Source organism: Asticcacaulis sp. P2_B1, assembly GCF_056404915.1.
In genome coordinates this window covers 53,435-69,398 of the sequence record NZ_JBFUDD010000016.1, presented here as the reverse complement: position 1 = coordinate 69,398, position 15,964 = coordinate 53,435, and the positions used below count along the sequence as shown (strand labels likewise).

The following is a 15,964-nucleotide window of genomic DNA, read 5'->3' as shown; positions in this document are numbered from 1 at the left end:
CTTGCCAAGACTTAGCTGGCGGTCGTATTTTTGGCCGCCTGCTCAGACCGGATGAAATACCAGATCAGGAGCGCGACGCCGATACAGATGGCGCTGTCGGCGACATTGAAGACCCACGGAAAGACACGCGTCCCCGAAAAGTCGAGAAAATCGACGACAAAGCCCAGACGAACCCGATCGATGGCATTGCCGATGGCGCCGCCAATGATCAAACCGAGGGCCAGGGTCAATAACGGCTTTTTTTGCGTCCGCACGAAGTCAGCGAGAAGGACGGCCATACCGATTTGAAATAGTGCCAGAAACCACCGCCCGAAACCGTCCGAGTGCAGCAAGCCGAAGCTGATGCCCTTGTTATGGACCATAGTGAGATTAAAGAAGGGCAAAATATTGACCTGATCGCCGAGCTCACGAAGATTCAAGGGAAACAGGACCAACCACTTCGATACCTGGTCCAGGACAACGATCGCGAGGGCCAGTAACAGACCGCGGATACCCAGCGGCGTGGTCAGGGGGGTGAAGTGGGCGCGCAGCTTATCCATTATGATGTTCATCCCCCATTCTTCCCTCTACCGTCAAATGTCGCGACAGCTTCCGCGTCTCGCAGGCTGAGATCGGGGTAGCGCGGATCGTGGCCGACCTCGGGCAAAATGCGCCACGAGCGTTGGCATTTTTGTCCCGCAGCGAGGGCGACGTCGACGGCGATCATGGGCACGCCATCGAGACGGAAAGCGTGTTTCGGCGCCGGATCGAGCGTGACACTCGCCTGAGACGTGCGGAATACTTCGGCGGCGTCGATATCCTCGAAAGCTTCGAAGGCCTCATTGTCGGCGATATAGACGGTCGGGTCGGCTTCGAGCGCCGAGCCGATGACCTTGTCGCGGCGCTTTTCTTCCAGTGCGGCGGTGACCACCGACAGCACGCGCTCGATGCGCGACCAGCGCGACGCCTCGGCGAGATTATGCCAGGTCTCGGGCACGGGCTCCAGAACGCGGAACAGGTTGGCGTTTCCGTCACCCAAAACTCCAGCATGGGCGGCCCAGGCCTCTTCCATGGTGAAGGTGAGGATCGGCCCCAGCCACAGGGTGATGCGTTCGAACAGGATATGCATCACCGTGCGGCAGGCGCGGCGGCGCAAGGCCGAAGGCATGTCGCAATAGAGGCTGTCCTTGCGGATATCGAAATAGAGCGCCGACAAGGTCTGGATGCAGAAATCTGCGACCGGACGGACCACATCGGCGTAATTATATCGGCCATAGGCGTCGCGCACCTTGGCGTCGAGCGCATGGACCTCGTTGAGGATATAGCGCTCCAGTGACGGCATGTCGGCATAGTCGACGGCTTCATCGGGCGTGAAGCCGTGCAGGGCGCCCAGCAGGTAGCGCACCGTGTTGCGCAGTTTGCGATAGGCGTCGACCGTGGTTTGCAGGATTTGCTTGCCGATGCGCAGGTCTTCGGAATAGTCGGCAAAGGCCACCCACAGGCGCAGGATTTCGACGCCGGACTCCTTGGCGATGTCCTGCGGCGCCGTCACATTGCCCTTCGACTTCGACATCTTCTCACCCTGTTCGTCGAGGACGAAGCCGTGGGTCAGGACCGCATTATACGGCGCCCGGCCGCGTGTGCCGCACGACTCAAGCAGGGACGACTGGAACCAGCCGCGGTGCTGGTCCGAGCCTTCGAGATAGAGATCGGCCGGCCAATGGGTATTGTTGCGGCCTTCCAGGGTGAAGGCGTGGGTGCAGCCGGAATCGAACCAGACATCGAGAATGTCGATGATCTTCTCATAGTCGTCCGGATTGTAGTCCGCTCCAAGGAAATCGGCATCCGGCCGGGTGAACCAGGCGTCGGCGCCGCCTTCACCTATCAGATCGATGATGCGCTGATTGACGGCTTCGTCCTTCAGCGGCTCGCCGGTTGCCTTGTCGACGAACATGGCCAGAGGGGTGCCCCAGTTGCGCTGACGGCTGATCAGCCAGTCAGGGCGCGTCTCGACCATGCCGCCGATACGGTTCTTGCCCGAAGCCGGGAAGAACTCCGTGTCGTGGATGGCGCGCAAGGCCGTATCGCGCAGGCCACCGGGTTCACCTTCATTGCCCATGCGGATAAACCACTGCGGCGTGTTACGGAAGATGACCGGCGCCTTGGAGCGCCAGGAATGCGGATAGGAATGGTCGACGCGACCGCGCGCCAGCAAATTGCCGGCTTCGATCAGCTTGTTCATCACGGCCGGATTGGCGTCGCCGAACTTGCCGGCCTTCTTGCCTTCGGTTTCCAGCACCTTCATGCCGGCGAAGAGAGGCACATGCGGGAAATAGGCGCCGTCGGGATCGACCGTGTCCGGGATGTCCTTCAGCGAGAAGCCGGATTTCAGCCAGATATTATAGTCGTCGGCGCCGTGGCCGGGCGCGGTATGGACGAAGCCCGTACCGGCGTCGTCGGTAACGTGGTCGCCCGCCAACATCGGAACGGCGAAACCGTAGCCCGGGTCAAGATCGGCCAGGGGGTGGCGCAGGGTCAGGCCGGCCAGCAGGTCGGGGCTTAAGGTCGTGACTTTGCGGGACTCAGTGACATTGGCGGCATTCAGCACGTCTTCGGCCAGCTTTTCGGCCACGACCAGCTTGTCGCCGGCCTTGACCCAGGGTGCGAAACCCAACTCGGCTTCGGATTTCACGCCGGTGACGTCGTAGACGGCGTAGGCGATCTTCGGGTTGAAGCTGACGGCGCGATTGGCCGGGATGGTCCACGGCGTCGTCGTCCAGATAACGACCGCTGCGCCTTCCATATCCTGGATCTGCTGCAGGATTTCGGGCGAATTCGACGCCTTGCCGCCCTTGATCGGGAACTTCACCCAAATGGTCGGGGAAACATGCGGATGGTATTCGATCTCGGCGTCGGCCAGAGCCGTGCGTTCGACCGGCGACCACATCACCGGCTTGGAGCCGCGATAGAGTTGTCCCGACATCAGGAACTTGTGGAACTCGCTGGTGACCTTGGCTTCGGTGGTGAAATCCATGGTGGCGTAGCGCGCTTCCCAATCACCCAACACGCCCAGCCGTTTGAATTCCTCGCGCTGCGAGACGATCCACTTGGCGGCATAGTCGCGGCACGCCTTGCGGAATTCGGTGGCAGGAACCTCATCCTTCTTCCGGCCCTTGGCACGGAACTCTTCCTCGATCTTCCATTCGATCGGCAGGCCGTGGCAATCCCAGCCGGGTACATAGTCGACATCGTAGCCCAGCAGGAACTTCGAGCGGACGACGAAATCCTTGAGGATCTTGTTGAGCGCGTGGCCGATGTGGATATTGCCGTTGGCATAGGGCGGGCCGTCGTGCAGCACGAACAATGGCGCGCCGGCGGCCTGGCGCGCCTTGCGGACGGCATGGAACAGGTCTGCGGCTTCCCATTTCGCCAGCATTTCGGGCTCGGCCTTGGGCAGGCCGGCGCGCATGGGGAAATCGGTTTGCGGCAGGAAGACGGTCTCGCGGTAATCGCGGGTGCTCGTCGGGTTCAGCGTATCGGATTCGGACATGGAGATGAGGTCTTATATAACGGTGTCGGAAAAAGGGCGCGGGTGATTATCCCCGGCACAGGCGCTTGGTTCAGCCCCGTACCGGGCCGGAAATTCGTATCATATAAAGCCCTGACATCATCATGGGTTTGGCTTTATCAGACACGCCCCGCAGTGGCTAGATAAGAATTGGCAGCGTGTAGATAAGAATTGAAAGCACGATCCGAAAACGGCCTTACCGCTTGACCGGAGTCAAAGCCTGCTGGCAGGTTTTGGCGCAGACCGGTCTAAGCTATACAGTGTGGAGGTCAATATGAGCAAAATCGATTTTAAAACCGAATATAAGTCCATGTACAGCGCACCCAGCAGGGACTTCGTCCTGATCGAGGTGCCTTCGTTGCGCTATCTCATGTTCGACGGCCGTGGCGATCCCAATGTGGCGCCCGAATACCGCCATGCCATCGAGGCGTTGTATTCCCTGTCCTATACGCTGAAATTCATGAGCAAACGGGCCTTCGACCGCGACTATGTCGTCGGTCCCCTGGAAGGCCTGTGGTGGTCCGACGACATGGGCAGCTTCGCGTCAAGGCAAAAGGACAAATGGTCGTGGACCATGATGATTCTGCAACCTGACTGGATCACGGCCGAGCACCTTCAGGCCGCCAAGGCCGAAGTCCTGATGAAAAAGGGCCTGCCGGGCGTCGAAACCACTCGGTTGGAGGTTTTGGACGAAGGCCTGTGCGCGCAGATCCTTCATATCGGTCCCTACGATACCGAAGGACCGGTTCTGGCGCGATTGCACACAGAGTGGCTGCCGGCCAATGGATTGCGCGAAACCGGCCACCATCATGAAATCTACCTCAGCGATCCGCGCAAGGTCGCGCCGGAAAAACTCAAAACCATCCTGCGTCAGCCGGTCGCGCGGCTCTGACATCTGGACATGATGCGCGCCTGACGGCATGTTGACGCCATGCGTTTGAATATCCTCCGTACCGTGGTGGCCGTCATGTTCGTTGTGGCCTTCGTCAGCCGGGCCGGAACCGGGACCGATGCCGCCCGTCGTTCGCACTGCGCCGCCATCGGCTATGAGCTCCGGGCACGCGCCGCCGCCAAGGCCGCCGATATCAAGGCCTTTGACAGCCGCAATAAGCTCTCGGCCAAAAATCAAAAGACAGCCGGGCAATGGAAGGTCTATCTCGATCACCTCGATGCCATGGGCAAGGTCCTGATCGATAATTTCAGCGATCCCCATCCGCCGGCCACGGCCGATCGCGCCTGGGCGCAAAATATGGATCTGGTGCCCCTGACCCATGCCGGAGAGGCCTGTACGGGCTAAATCTGGGCGTGGTCCATTACAAATATCGACAGGTCGCAAACGCTGCTCGACGACCGTGAATTCACGTGGCAGGTCTGGCCTACAGCCATGGAGGTCGTTATGCCGAACCCGTTGAAATACACCGTCCTGGGCGCTCTTGCGTCCGCTTGTCTGCTGTTTGCCGCGTTATCAGGGCCGGCCCAGGCCGACCCAGACCTCAGCCCGGCCAACCGATCCCACTGCGTAGCGCTCGGCTTCGAACTGGGGGACCGCGTCGTTGCCAAGCAGAAGATGCTCGCCGACTTCAAGGCCCAGGTCGGCGCCACGCCGACCGACGAGCAAAGCGCGACGATCGCGGAGATCGCCGACTATATCGATGACTTCGACACGATGAGCGGTGGCTTGATCGCCATCTATTTCGACGGGGCAAATTTTCCGTCCGATGAAGATCTTGCAGTCGCCAAGACGCTCGATATCGGCCCGCTTCTCGATCAGGCCACCGCCTGTATCGTGACCTGACTTTCTATTTGAACCACGCTCGCGCCTTGGCGGCGTCATTCTGGATTTCCAACTTCATTTCGTCGAACGAGTCGAACTTCGCTTCTGGACGTATAAAGTCGAGCAAGGCCGTTTCGACAATTTGGCCATAGACCTCTTCATTGAAGTCGAAGAGATAGGTTTCGAGCAATTCGACATCGCCGCCGACCGTCGGCCGTACACCGACATTGCTGACCCCGCTGACAACCCGTCCATCGCCGAAGCGAGTTTGCGTGACATAGATGCCGTAGCGTGGGCGCTGATAGTCCCCGAGCGTCATATTCAGGGTCGGAAAGTCGATCGTGCGGCCCTGCTTGGCGCCGTGGATGACTTCACCGAGATAGGCCTGAGGGCGGCCGAGAATCGTCGCGGCCGTCGCGGCATCTCCTGCTAGCAGGGCGTCCCGCACCGCCGAGGACGATAGCTTGTGGCCTTCGGCATCGGTCTGGCATGGCAGGATGTCCGTGGTGAAGCCGAAGCGTTCGCCGAACGCCACCAAGTCGGCGGCATGCCCCTGGCCGCGCTTGCCGAACTGGAAGTCGAAGCCGGCGCTGACATGCGCCAGGCCAAATCCGTCACGCAGAACAAGGGCCGCGAAATCTTCAGCGCTGAGACCGGATAGCTGGCTATCGAAGCGAATAACCAGAGCATGTTCGACGCCCATGGCCTCAAAAGCCCTCACCTGTTGCGACAGGCGCATCAGGCGGAACGGTTCGCCATCGGGGCGGAAAAAAGCCTGCGGATGCGGATCGAACAGAATGACCGCCGCCGGTACGCGACGCGCCCGAGCGACAGCAATGGCTGATTCGATAACATGTTGGTGGCCGACATGGACGCCGTCGAAACTGCCGATCGCTGCGGCTATATCGCGTGGCGGCGTTACGCCCGCCACGCTCAGGCCGCCGTCACCGCTGACCGTCATCACGGAGGTGGCGATACGGTCGGGGCGCAGGGCAGGGGGCAGGGCGTCGAAGGGAAACACTTTAGGCCGGTCTTTTCGGAGCAATAACCACGGCGGTTCCGTCCAACATGGTCTTGTTGCGGACTTTTACAACGGTCGAAAGCGTCACATGGCCCGATTTGGCATCAATGTCCGTGATGGTGACGATCACCGTGGCCTCGTCGCCGGGCCGTACAGCGCGTTTGAAGTTCAAGGTTTGCGAGACATAGATCGAACCGCGGCCGGGCAGGTCGGACGCCAGGGTTGCCGAGATATAGGCGCCCAGCAGCATGCCATGGGCGATGCGGCCCTTGAATGGTGAGGCGGCGGCAAAGGCTTCATCGACATGAACCGGATTATGGTCGGTCGAAACGTCGGCAAAAGCGCGAATAGCGGCATCGTCGACAACAAATATGCGTGAAGCCGTCTGTTCCAGGGACAATTCGTCGAGATAAAAGGCGTGGGTCATGGCGCATGCTCTAATTCAAGGGGCAGGGCCTGCCAAGCAAATCCATGGCCGTTTTTTTCAACTCACTGCTTATTTTCACTATATTTCGTGGTTAATATAGGCTAAATCATTGATTTAACATAACAAATATTCCAATCTGTCTTAACCTGATTTTATCGTGTTTGTCCCATTATGGGCCTTGTCATTAAGGAAGGGGCTGCGTTTTGCAGACCCGGTGAAAAAAGTGGGGCGTTACACACATGGCCATCGATATGTCCATGCCGGTCCTTGTCGTCGACGACTACAAGACTATGCTGCGGATCATTTCCAACCTGTTGAAACAACTGGGTTTTGAAAACGTCGAAGAAGCGTCGGACGGCACCGAAGCGCTCGACAAGATGAAGAAGTCGTCTTATGGACTGGTCATTTCCGACTGGAACATGGAGCCGATGACAGGCTACGAACTGCTGTTGAAGGTTCGCGCCGACGACGGTTTGAAGCGTACGCCGTTCATCATGGTCACTGCTGAAAGCAAGACGGAAAACGTCATTGCAGCTAAGAAAGCCGGTGTTAACAATTACATTGTTAAACCTTTCAATGCGGCGACTCTGAAGCAAAAGATCACCGCCGTTCTCGGCGATTTCTAAGCAACCGCAATCGTTCGACACGAAGCCTGATACAGTAGGAATATCCATGGCCCAGCCAGCATCAAAGAGGGACGCAAGCGACGACTTCGACGGGTTTGACCCGGCGCAGGTCGGCGAGCTTGAGCCCAAGCTCGTCAATCTGATGCAGCAGTCCGAGGCCCTGGTCGCCCTGATGCGCGGATTCTTCCAACAACTCGACAAACGCCGTTCGGAAGAGTTCAAGATCATTGCCGGCTATATTGCCAAGGCGAAAGAAGAGATCCGCGAAATGCGTCCGCACGACATTTCGCACGAACGCATCCCGACGGCCGGCGCCGAACTGGAAGCCATTACCCGCGATACCGAAAACGCCACGCACACCATCATGAACTGTGCCGAAGCGATTATGGGCGCTGACATCAGCGATCCCAAGGCCTACAAGACCATGGTCGATGACGAGGTCATGAAGATCTTCGAAGCCTGCTCGTTCCAGGACATCACCGGTCAGCGCGTATCGAAGGTCGTCAATGTCCTGAAGCAAATCGAGGAGCGCGTCGGCCGTTTGGCCAATACGCTGGGTGTCGACGACAAACCCGTCCCCATGACGGCCGAAGAACAACGCCGCCACGACCTGCTGCTCAACGGTCCCGCCATCAACGGGCCCGAAACCAAGCAGGACGCCATCGACGCCATGTTCGACGAAGCGCCAGCCTATGCCCCGCCGGTCAAGGCGGACGCCCTGGCCGCCAAGCCAGCACCGGCTCCCGCGCCTGTCGCGGCCGCGCTGGCTCCAAAGCCCGTTCCCGCACCGGCACCCGTTGCTGCAGCTCCGGCCCCGAAACCCGTTCCGGCTCCTGCTCCGGCGCCAGCGCCTACCCCACAGGCCAAGGCCCCAGAACCTAAGGCCCCAGAACCTAAGGCCCCAGAACCTAAGGCTCCCGAACCAGAAGTTTCCAACTCCCAGGACGATATCGACGCCTTGTTCGACATGTCGCCGGAAGAGTTGAACAAGACGAACAGCCAGGACGATATCGACGCCCTGTTCGACTAACGCCCGATAAAAAGCAAAGCCGCGGCAACGCTCGTCAGAAGCGCGTGAGACATTTGTGATGGTGTAAGAGAGGGTTGCAAACTGTGTTTTGCGACCCTCTTTTGCTGTCTGTACTGTGATGCATGACCTTAATCATCCGTCCCGTTGAAATTGCCGATTTCAAGCCATGGCTTGTCTTATGGACCGGCTATAACAAGTTTTACGGCCGTTTCGGCCCGACCGCCTTGCCTGACGCGGTAACGCAGATAACCTGGCAGCGCTTCTTCACACCTTCCGAGCCGGTCTACGCCATGGTGGCCGTGATGGATGGCGAAGTCGTGGGCTTGGCCCACTATCTCTTCCATCGCTCGACCTCGGCTATCGACGACAATGCCTATTTGCAGGACCTGTTCACCGCCGAATCGATGCGCGGTCGCGGCGTGGCGCGCGCCCTGATCTCCGGGGTTTACGCCGCTGTCCAGGCGCACGGCGTCAATCGGCTCTACTGGCACACCCACGAAACCAATCTGACGGCGCAGAAACTGTACGACAAGGTGGCGCAAAAGACCGGCTTTATCGTCTATCGGCATGCGACCTGACGTCCCATCTTCGTAGACACCGCGGGCGAGATTCGGAGTAGATGTGGCCTGATTCACGGGCAAACCGACACTCCGAATAAACTATGGCCCCGCAATCGTCAGTATTATTATACCTTATGGCCATTGGCCGAATTTGAGTGCATGGGCCAGCGGCGACGCCCTGGCGTCGCGAATGCCGGTCGTCTGCAGCCGACCGATCTCCATTCGGAGTGCCGGTTTCGCGGCGAATACGGCCTGAGCTACTCCGAATCACGCCGTCGCTAGGAATTCCAACGCAGGGCATCGGCGACATATCTGGCCTCCGCTGTTTGGACATCCAGCAAGGCCTTCAGCAGCAACGGATCCAACACGCCCTCTGCATTGGTCGCCTCGGCGACATGGATGCCGGCGGCGATAAAGACCAGATCCAAACCCTGGCCGTTGGCGCCCAACACATCGGTTGGCAGGCCGTCGCCGATGGCCAGGATACGCGACTTGTCAGCAGGCTTTCCCAGCTTCGCCAGGGCATCGTAACACAGCTCGTAGATCGGCGGGTACGGCTTGCCAGCCATGATGACCGGTCCGCCCAAACTGGCATAGAGGTCGGCCAACGATCCGGCGCACATGATGATCTTGTCACCACGCTGGACGATCTTGTCGGGATTGGCGCAGATCATAACCAGCTTGCGCGCCGCCGCCAGGGTGAAGGCATGCTGATATTGGTCCAGCGTATCGTTCTCATCATCGAACGGCGACGAACACGAAATAAAAGCGGCAGTCTCCGCCGTGCCTGTCAGGTCGATCTCGATACCGGCATAGAGGTTCTTTTCGCGCGGATCGCCGATGCGCCAGGCCGGGCCTGTCGGGGCGAACTTGCGCAGATATTCGCGCGTCGCGTCGCCCGAGGAGATGATATCGCTGTAACTGTCGTCGTGGATATCGAGGCTGGCCAATTGCAGCACGAGGTCGTCGTGTGGCCGCGGCGAGTTCGAAATCAGAATCACCGGTCCGCGCTCGGCCTTGAACTTTTTTAGCGCTTCGATCGCGGTCGGGAAATGCTGGCGGCCGTTATGGATGACACCCCAGATATCGCAGAACACGGCATCATAATCGGCGGCAATATCGGCGAGGCCGTTCAGCAGGATGGGGTGGGACATTTGGGTTTCCGAACAGTTTCGACTGGCTGTCTAGCGGCTTGCGTTAGTCAGGGAAAGAGCTTTAAAGGCAGATCGGAATTATCTGAATGATTGATGCGCCAGTCCCAATGTAAGAATCATCAATGACCAAAACGGAGGCGACGATGAAAGAGACAAAATTACAGACTTTGACCGACAGAAGAAAAGCCGCTCGTTGGCCAGGGTTCGCGAACATCGGAGATTTTCATCAGGGGAAATATGACTGCAATTTTGTATCACCTTGGACAAAGTCTGCTAGTAACTTTGATAGTGGCATAATGCTTATTGCCCAGGACTGGGCGTCCGCTGATTATTTAAACGGCCCATTCCGGCCCAAAGTTGCAGAACTAGGATATGATCCAAGCTTGGAGACAAATATTAATTTGCAGGAATTAATGGCGCGCCATTTGTCGGTGAAGTTTGCCGATACTTACGCCACGAACTTATTTCCGTTCGTCAAAGTTGGTGGCATGAGTGCCAATATTCCTGCATCGGCTTACCGACGTGCAAGCATTGAATTCTTAGCACCACAAATTGAAATAGTTGCGCCAAGAGTTGCCATTTGCATCGGTTTGCCAGCATTTCGTTGGGCTTGTGAGGCTATGGGTAAGCCACGTCCTATCAACATGGCTGACGCTATTGCAAATCCAATAACAGTGAGGGGAACAAGACTTGTTGCCGTGGCTCACACAGGTCGTCTTGGGATGAATAATCGAGGACGTCAACTCGTTGAACAAGATTGGACGCGCCTAAAAGAGCTACTTTGACTTTTAAGCCCGGCGTCTTGCCATTGGCATGGTCGATTTAATAAAGCCCGCCGGCGGGTCGGTTTCGGCCAGCACCTGCTCCTTGATGGCGCGGGGTTCGCCGAACAGGTGACCCTGAGCATAGCCGATTTCGATATCGAGAATATCGACGACCTGGCGCTCGTTCTCGACCTTCTCGGCGATGACCTCGATGCCGTACCGCGCCAGCAGACCGGCATAGTCGCCGGCATGGATGTCCTTGAGGAACTTCAGCGCCGGCTTGCCTTCGATATCGAGCAGTTGTTCCAACAACAGGTTGGCGCCGATCTTGACATAGCGGACGTCCGAACGATGCAGATCCTGCAGGTCAAAGTCGATGCTGACGACCTTGTCGATCGAGAAGCGGAAACCGAGATCGGCCAACTTGGCCATGTTGCGAGCTTCGATCGAACCGCGCGTCGAGAACGCATCCTGACCCAGTTCGAAGATCAGCGCGCCGGCCAGGTCGCGGTTTTCGCTGAGGAATTCAAGGAACTGCGGGAAGAAGGTTTCGTCGCGCAAGGAGGTCAGAGAAATATTGCAGAAGATGCCGATGCGGCGGTCCTGCTTGGCCAGGCGGCGCACGATCTGGACGCAGCGGAACAGGAGCAGGTTGTCGATCGACGGCACAAGGCCCTCGGCATCGGCGACGGTCAGATATTCCGCAGGCATCAAGACGCGACCGGTCATGTCGCGCAGGCGTGAGAAGCTTTCATAGAAGATGGTCTTGCGCTGGGGCAGGGAAACGACCGGTTGCAGATAGAGATCGACGCGGTTTTCCGTCAACGCCTCGCGGATCGTCTCGATCAGGGCCAGAGCCTGAGCTTCCTTGTGGTTCAGGGCCGGCGAACCATGCAGCGGCACGACGACGGGGCCGGCCTTCCACTCGTTCATGCGGTCTTCGATGCTTTCGCCCAGCTTCTTGACCAGGTCTTCCAGCATGCGGACTTCCGAGGTCAGCTCTTCCGAGCGCGAGGTGCGCTGGTTCTGTACGCGGTCGGCCAGTTCGATCATGTCCTTTTGCGTCGAGTCGATGGCGTCGACCATCAGGCGATGGGCGTCGCGCACCAGGTCGATATCCTTGACGATGCGGCGTTCGGCCAGTTGCTGTGAAGCATAGGCATGGAAAGCCAGGCATAGGGCGAGTGTCCCGACCATGGCGGCAATGGCGGTATTGCCGTCCGAAGCGCCATTGAAGATCACGACACCAACGACGCCACTGATGACGATATAGGTCAGGAAAAGAAATACCGAGGTCGTCAGTTTGCCCATGGGACTTTCCGGTTTGCGCATTCCGCGCAGAGAATCACTGCGTGACTATCGCGTGATTTGAGCGCTGAGCAAAGAGGGGCGTTAAGACTTATGAACAGAAGTTTAAAGTTAACGGTGTGCAGGTCCCGAGAACTTAAAACATACCGTCGGTATTGCGGCGATAGGGACCGGCATAGGCCTTGTCGGTGATACGCCGCCGATCCGGGCCGAAATAGCTCTTGCAGCGAATAAACGGTCGCGGCCGCATGATGACCGAATCGATGCGGCTGAGCAGGGCACGCGCCGTCAACGGCTTGACGACGAATTCATTGACGCCGGAATCGCGCGCCTGCATGACACGGGTCCGCTCGGAATGCCCTGTAATCATGACGATCGGCAGGTAGGGATTGGAACTGTCGCTGGCGTTGCGCAGCATCTTGGTGAACTCGACACCGTCGATCGGATCCATGTTGAAATCGACCAAAGCGATATCGGCAGGATATTGTCGCAACATATCCAGCCCTTCGGCCCCGTCGCGCGCCTCGCGCACGTTACGGATTCCGGACCCCTTCAGGATGGCGCTGACGATTGAGCGCATATGCTGGTTGTCTTCAATCAGAAGGATTTTCAGACTGCTGTAGTCGGCCATGGCTGGATCGGATTTTCGCTTAAGGGCGGAACGCGGGGCACAGGTAAAAGGTGCCGTGGCACGTAATCCTGTTATTGATAGATAACCATACCTTTTCAAGAAAATATTTTCCGTCGCGCGAAGTTTTCCCGACGACTTCCAATTGGACCTTACGGCAAGTTACAGAAAATATTACCTTTGTCGTCTTTGCAAAGGGTTGCAAACGCAATGGAAACGCCCGCCGCCTGACTTCAGGTGTGCGGTATTATAAGGCTATTCAACGAACCATCAAACTGGGGTCCATGTGGCGATCCAGCCACTTCAGTCGCCAGCACAGGTGCGGTCCCGTGGCGCGTCCCTTGGCGCCGACCTGGCCGATGTTTTGACCCTGCACGACCGTGTCGCCCTTCTTTACGCTGAGTTTGGATTGATGCAGGTACATGGAAATCAGGCCCTGACCGTGATCGATCAGGGTCAGGCCGCCTTCAAAAAACATGTCGGGCTCGGCCAGGACGACCAGGCCAGCCTGGGGCGCACGAATCGGTGTTCCGGTCGGCGCGGCCATGTCGAAGCCCATATGCGGACTTTTCGGCACGCCATTCAGCACACGTTGATTGCCGAAATGTCCGGACACGACATATTTGGTCAGTGGATAGATAAAGCCGCCCTTGAAAGCATCGCCGGCCGTGTGGCTGGCAAAAGCGACATTTTTCAAAGCAGTGTCGCGGGCGATCCGCGCCAGGACATCGGGATCGGTCGGCGTCACGGTTTGCGGCGGTAATCCGTCGACACGTTGAACGTCATAGGTCATGGCGGCGATTTTCAGCACCGCAGTCTGTTTGCCCGCGGGACTGCGGACCTCGATCGTGCAGGTCGTACCGGCGTCGCGATCGAACCCGGTATAAAACCAGCCGGCATCCGACGTATAGCCGCGCAGCGCACCGTCGACCCACAACTCGGCCTTGGGCGCAGCCTGGCCAACACAGTAACCGCTTTGGACGAAGCGGCCCTTGAGATTGAAGGGCAGGTTTTTCGTCTGGGCCTGATCGTCAGCCGGTACGGTCTGAGCGAAAACCGGGGATGCGATCCATGCCGCCGCCGCGCCAACTCCAAATGTCAGGACATGACGGCGGTCGTGAGCGTTCACTTATGCGCCGCTTTCCACGCCTGGGTCGCTTCCTCCGGACCGGCATAGGCTTCTTGAGTGCGCGGGTTCCAATAGCGCAAGGCGCCGAGCGGAATACGCTTGCCCGTCACGGCGCACAGGACGAACTTGCCCGGGCGCATAATGGTGTAATCGCCGTCGCCATAATGCAGGACGGCCTGATCGGGCAGGGGCGGAGGAGAGTGCATGTTCATCACGCCAAGTTAGGACGATTGTCGGGCATAATCAAGGCGGGGCGCTTAGAACAGGCTGCCTTGTTGCGGTGAAGGCGGTTTGGGTTTCGGCGGCGCTGCCGGCTTGGGTTTGGTTTCCGGCGGCGGGCCGTCCGTAATCTGGGCGCCGGCATTGCCGTCCTTGAAATGCAGAGAGACCGCGTCGCCGGCGTGCAAGGACTTGGCGGAGGTAATGAGGGCACCATCGGCGGCGTGGATACGCGCAAAACCGAGATCGAGCGGCCGGTCGGGATTGAAACTGATCCGAAGTTGATCGAGATTTTTCAAGCGCTCGGTCTTTTGCGTCAAGCCACGCACCATGGCGTCGCCCAGGCGACGAGTCAGATCGGGTATGGGCAGGGCGCGCAGGTCCACGAGCCGACTGACGCTACTGTGCAGACGGCGACCCAACTCGGGAAGGCGCTCGCCCTTGGTTGTGGCGACGCGCCGCAAAGCCTCCGCCAAACGGTTGCCAAGAACAGGTAGCCGCGCATGACTTTCGGCCTGGGCCAGGTGACGGGCAGCGGCACGATTGAGGCGCGCCGCCAATTGCGCCAACTGATCGCGCTTCAACGTCTGCGGTCGCTCCAGCAGCCCGGGCCGAAACCGCGCGGCGGTACGACCGAATGCGGCGTCGTGAGCATTGAGATTGCTCATCAGCCCGCCACCCAGGCGATGACCGGCATAGTCGAGGCGTTGTTGCGCCGTGTTGATCAGGTCCTGCGGCTTGGGCAGGGCGCGTGCCAGCATGGTCAAGCGCTCGCGCCGGTTCTCCAGCCATCGCGACATGGTTGCCTGGCGCCGGCGTTCCAGATCGGCGGTGAAAGCGCGCAACTCCCCGATCACCGGTGTGGCGATTTCAGCGGCACCCGTCGGAGTCGGCGCCCTGCGATCGCTGACATAGTCGATCAAGGTGGTGTCGGTTTCGTGCCCGACGGCCGAGATGATGGGAATGGTGCAGGCGACAACGGCGCGCGCCAAGGCCTCGTCGTTGAACGGCCATAAATCTTCGACACTGCCGCCGCCGCGCGCCACAATCAATACGTCAGGACGGGGCAGGGCCGGGTCGTTCTGAAATCCACGTAGAGCCRCAATCACCTGGGGCGCGGCGGCGTCGCCCTGGACGACGACCGGCCAGACGATGACCCGACACGGCCAGCGGTCGCGGATACGGTGCAAAATATCGCGGATCACCGCGCCGGTCGGCGAGGTGATGACACCAATGGTGCGTGGCGCGAACGGCAGGGGCTTTTTCAGCCCGGGCGCGAACAGGCCTTCGCCATGCAGCTTTTGCTTCAGGCGTTCCAGCTGCGCCAAAAGTGCGCCAACACCGGCAACCTCCATGGCTTCGATGACGATCTGATATTTCGACGAAGCAGGAAACGTCGTGATGCGGCCGGTAACGATGACCTCCAGACCGTAGTCGGGCTGGGTCTGCAACCTGCTGATGTTGCCCTTCCAGATGACGCCATCAATGGCGGCCTTGTCGTCCTTGAGCGTGAGATAGACGTGGCCCGAGGCATGGCGCGTCACCTTGGAAATCTCGCCGCGCAGCCGAACGTGGTCGTAGGCGTTTTCGAGGGTGCGCTTTAGCGCGCCGGCCAGTTCCGAGACGGAATAGGCGGCGGCATTGCTGGTATTGGGACCGCCATCGGCGGGCGAATCGATGGGTGTCAAAAGGTCGTCGGACATGCGGCGGAGTTTACCTGATTTTTGCGCGCCGTTCAGGCTTTCTTTATCGCCTTGAGGTAAAGTGCACGCCAGTA

17 protein-coding genes are annotated in these 15,964 nt (G+C 59.0%); 7 read left to right on the top strand and 10 right to left on the bottom strand.

Annotated elements, in window-relative coordinates:
* Positions 1-11: 11 nt before the first annotated feature.
* Positions 12-551, bottom strand: coding sequence for a signal peptidase II (gene lspA, locus AC1DX3_RS22080; protein ID WP_476991512.1), 540 nt, complete (start codon positions 549-551; stop codon positions 12-14).
* Positions 548-3,529: an isoleucine--tRNA ligase gene (gene ileS / locus AC1DX3_RS22075; RefSeq protein WP_476991511.1), complete on the bottom strand. Its 2,982-nt coding sequence runs from the start codon at positions 3,527-3,529 to the stop codon at positions 548-550. Before ileS ends, lspA begins: the two co-directional genes overlap by 4 nt.
* A 292-nt stretch (positions 3,530-3,821) precedes the next feature.
* Here ileS and AC1DX3_RS22070 point away from each other — a divergent pair, with 292 nt between their 5' ends.
* The 3 genes from AC1DX3_RS22070 to AC1DX3_RS22060 all read left to right on the top strand — a co-directional run bounded on the left by AC1DX3_RS22070 (position 3,822) and on the right by AC1DX3_RS22060 (position 5,342).
* Complete coding sequence (locus AC1DX3_RS22070) at positions 3,822-4,439, top strand: GyrI-like domain-containing protein (protein ID WP_476991510.1); 618 nt, start codon at positions 3,822-3,824, stop codon at positions 4,437-4,439.
* Positions 4,440-4,478: 39 nt separating this feature from the next.
* Positions 4,479-4,844: a hypothetical protein gene (locus AC1DX3_RS22065; RefSeq protein WP_476991509.1), complete on the top strand. Its 366-nt coding sequence runs from the start codon at positions 4,479-4,481 to the stop codon at positions 4,842-4,844.
* A gap of 99 nt (positions 4,845-4,943) precedes the next feature.
* Positions 4,944-5,342, top strand: a complete 399-nt coding sequence (locus AC1DX3_RS22060; protein WP_476991508.1) for a hypothetical protein — start codon at positions 4,944-4,946, stop codon at positions 5,340-5,342.
* Positions 5,343-5,346: 4 nt separating this feature from the next.
* On the opposite strand, the gene ribF is transcribed toward AC1DX3_RS22060, so the two are convergent.
* A complete protein-coding gene (gene ribF, locus AC1DX3_RS22055; protein ID WP_476991507.1) occupies positions 5,347-6,342 on the bottom strand; it encodes a riboflavin biosynthesis protein RibF in 996 nt (331 codons plus the stop codon).
* A gap of 1 nt (position 6,343) precedes the next feature.
* Positions 6,344-6,769, bottom strand: a complete 426-nt coding sequence (locus AC1DX3_RS22050) for a MaoC family dehydratase (protein ID WP_476991506.1) — start codon at positions 6,767-6,769, stop codon at positions 6,344-6,346.
* 239 nt (positions 6,770-7,008) lie between these two features.
* Between AC1DX3_RS22050 and AC1DX3_RS22045 the strand changes: the two genes are divergently transcribed.
* The 3 genes from AC1DX3_RS22045 to AC1DX3_RS22035 all read left to right on the top strand — a co-directional run bounded on the left by AC1DX3_RS22045 (position 7,009) and on the right by AC1DX3_RS22035 (position 9,003).
* Positions 7,009-7,395: a response regulator gene (locus tag AC1DX3_RS22045; RefSeq protein ID WP_090644445.1), complete on the top strand. Its 387-nt coding sequence runs from the start codon at positions 7,009-7,011 to the stop codon at positions 7,393-7,395.
* 46 nt (positions 7,396-7,441) lie between these two features.
* On the top strand, positions 7,442-8,425 hold the full coding sequence (locus tag AC1DX3_RS22040) for a protein phosphatase CheZ (protein WP_476991505.1): 984 nt from the start codon (positions 7,442-7,444) through the stop codon (positions 8,423-8,425).
* 122 nt (positions 8,426-8,547) lie between these two features.
* A complete protein-coding gene (locus AC1DX3_RS22035) occupies positions 8,548-9,003 on the top strand; it encodes an N-acetyltransferase family protein (RefSeq protein ID WP_476991504.1) in 456 nt (151 codons plus the stop codon).
* Positions 9,004-9,263: 260 nt separating this feature from the next.
* On the opposite strand, the gene AC1DX3_RS22030 is transcribed toward AC1DX3_RS22035, so the two are convergent.
* Positions 9,264-10,139, bottom strand: coding sequence for a TIGR01459 family HAD-type hydrolase (locus tag AC1DX3_RS22030; RefSeq protein ID WP_476991503.1), 876 nt, complete (start codon positions 10,137-10,139; stop codon positions 9,264-9,266).
* Positions 10,140-10,261: 122 nt separating this feature from the next.
* Between AC1DX3_RS22030 and AC1DX3_RS22025 the strand changes: the two genes are divergently transcribed.
* Positions 10,262-10,924 (top strand): uracil-DNA glycosylase family protein, encoded by a 663-nt coding sequence (locus tag AC1DX3_RS22025; RefSeq protein ID WP_476991502.1) that lies wholly within the window; start codon positions 10,262-10,264, stop codon positions 10,922-10,924.
* Between the two features lie 3 nt (positions 10,925-10,927).
* Here the strand turns inward: AC1DX3_RS22025 and tipF are convergent, their stop codons facing one another.
* From tipF to xseA, 5 genes are all read right to left on the bottom strand, one after another.
* Positions 10,928-12,214 carry a flagella assembly cyclic-di-GMP phosphodiesterase TipF gene (tipF, locus tag AC1DX3_RS22020; RefSeq protein WP_476991501.1) on the bottom strand — a complete coding sequence of 429 codons (1,287 nt, stop codon included), beginning with the start codon at positions 12,212-12,214 and terminating at the stop codon, positions 10,928-10,930.
* Between the two features lie 133 nt (positions 12,215-12,347).
* Positions 12,348-12,842 (bottom strand): response regulator, encoded by a 495-nt coding sequence (locus tag AC1DX3_RS22015; protein WP_476991500.1) that lies wholly within the window; start codon positions 12,840-12,842, stop codon positions 12,348-12,350.
* Positions 12,843-13,098: 256 nt separating this feature from the next.
* Positions 13,099-13,968 (bottom strand): M23 family metallopeptidase, encoded by an 870-nt coding sequence (locus AC1DX3_RS22010; protein WP_476991499.1) that lies wholly within the window; start codon positions 13,966-13,968, stop codon positions 13,099-13,101.
* Positions 13,965-14,180, bottom strand: coding sequence for a DUF2093 domain-containing protein (locus AC1DX3_RS22005; RefSeq protein WP_476991498.1), 216 nt, complete (start codon positions 14,178-14,180; stop codon positions 13,965-13,967). The genes AC1DX3_RS22010 and AC1DX3_RS22005 overlap by 4 nt, the downstream gene beginning before the upstream one ends.
* 45 nt (positions 14,181-14,225) lie before the next feature.
* Positions 14,226-15,890, bottom strand: a complete 1,665-nt coding sequence (xseA, locus tag AC1DX3_RS22000) for an exodeoxyribonuclease VII large subunit (protein WP_476991497.1) — start codon at positions 15,888-15,890, stop codon at positions 14,226-14,228.
* Positions 15,891-15,964 lie beyond the last annotated feature (74 nt).

Coding starts and splice junctions, on each gene's coding strand:
- lspA (WP_476991512.1), bottom strand. CDS start 551: ATGAACATCATAATGGATAAGCTGCGCGCCCACTTCACCCCCCTGACC.
- ileS (WP_476991511.1), bottom strand. CDS start 3,529: ATGTCCGAATCCGATACGCTGAACCCGACGAGCACCCGCGATTACCGC.
- AC1DX3_RS22070 (WP_476991510.1), top strand. CDS start 3,822: ATGAGCAAAATCGATTTTAAAACCGAATATAAGTCCATGTACAGCGCA.
- AC1DX3_RS22065 (WP_476991509.1), top strand. CDS start 4,479: ATGCGTTTGAATATCCTCCGTACCGTGGTGGCCGTCATGTTCGTTGTG.
- AC1DX3_RS22060 (WP_476991508.1), top strand. CDS start 4,944: ATGCCGAACCCGTTGAAATACACCGTCCTGGGCGCTCTTGCGTCCGCT.
- AC1DX3_RS22050 (WP_476991506.1), bottom strand. CDS start 6,769: ATGACCCACGCCTTTTATCTCGACGAATTGTCCCTGGAACAGACGGCT.
- AC1DX3_RS22045 (WP_090644445.1), top strand. CDS start 7,009: ATGGCCATCGATATGTCCATGCCGGTCCTTGTCGTCGACGACTACAAG.
- AC1DX3_RS22040 (WP_476991505.1), top strand. CDS start 7,442: ATGGCCCAGCCAGCATCAAAGAGGGACGCAAGCGACGACTTCGACGGG.
- AC1DX3_RS22035 (WP_476991504.1), top strand. CDS start 8,548: ATGACCTTAATCATCCGTCCCGTTGAAATTGCCGATTTCAAGCCATGG.
- AC1DX3_RS22030 (WP_476991503.1), bottom strand. CDS start 10,139: ATGTCCCACCCCATCCTGCTGAACGGCCTCGCCGATATTGCCGCCGAT.
- AC1DX3_RS22025 (WP_476991502.1), top strand. CDS start 10,262: ATGACCAAAACGGAGGCGACGATGAAAGAGACAAAATTACAGACTTTG.
- tipF (WP_476991501.1), bottom strand. CDS start 12,214: ATGGGCAAACTGACGACCTCGGTATTTCTTTTCCTGACCTATATCGTC.
- AC1DX3_RS22015 (WP_476991500.1), bottom strand. CDS start 12,842: ATGGCCGACTACAGCAGTCTGAAAATCCTTCTGATTGAAGACAACCAG.
- AC1DX3_RS22005 (WP_476991498.1), bottom strand. CDS start 14,180: ATGAACATGCACTCTCCTCCGCCCCTGCCCGATCAGGCCGTCCTGCAT.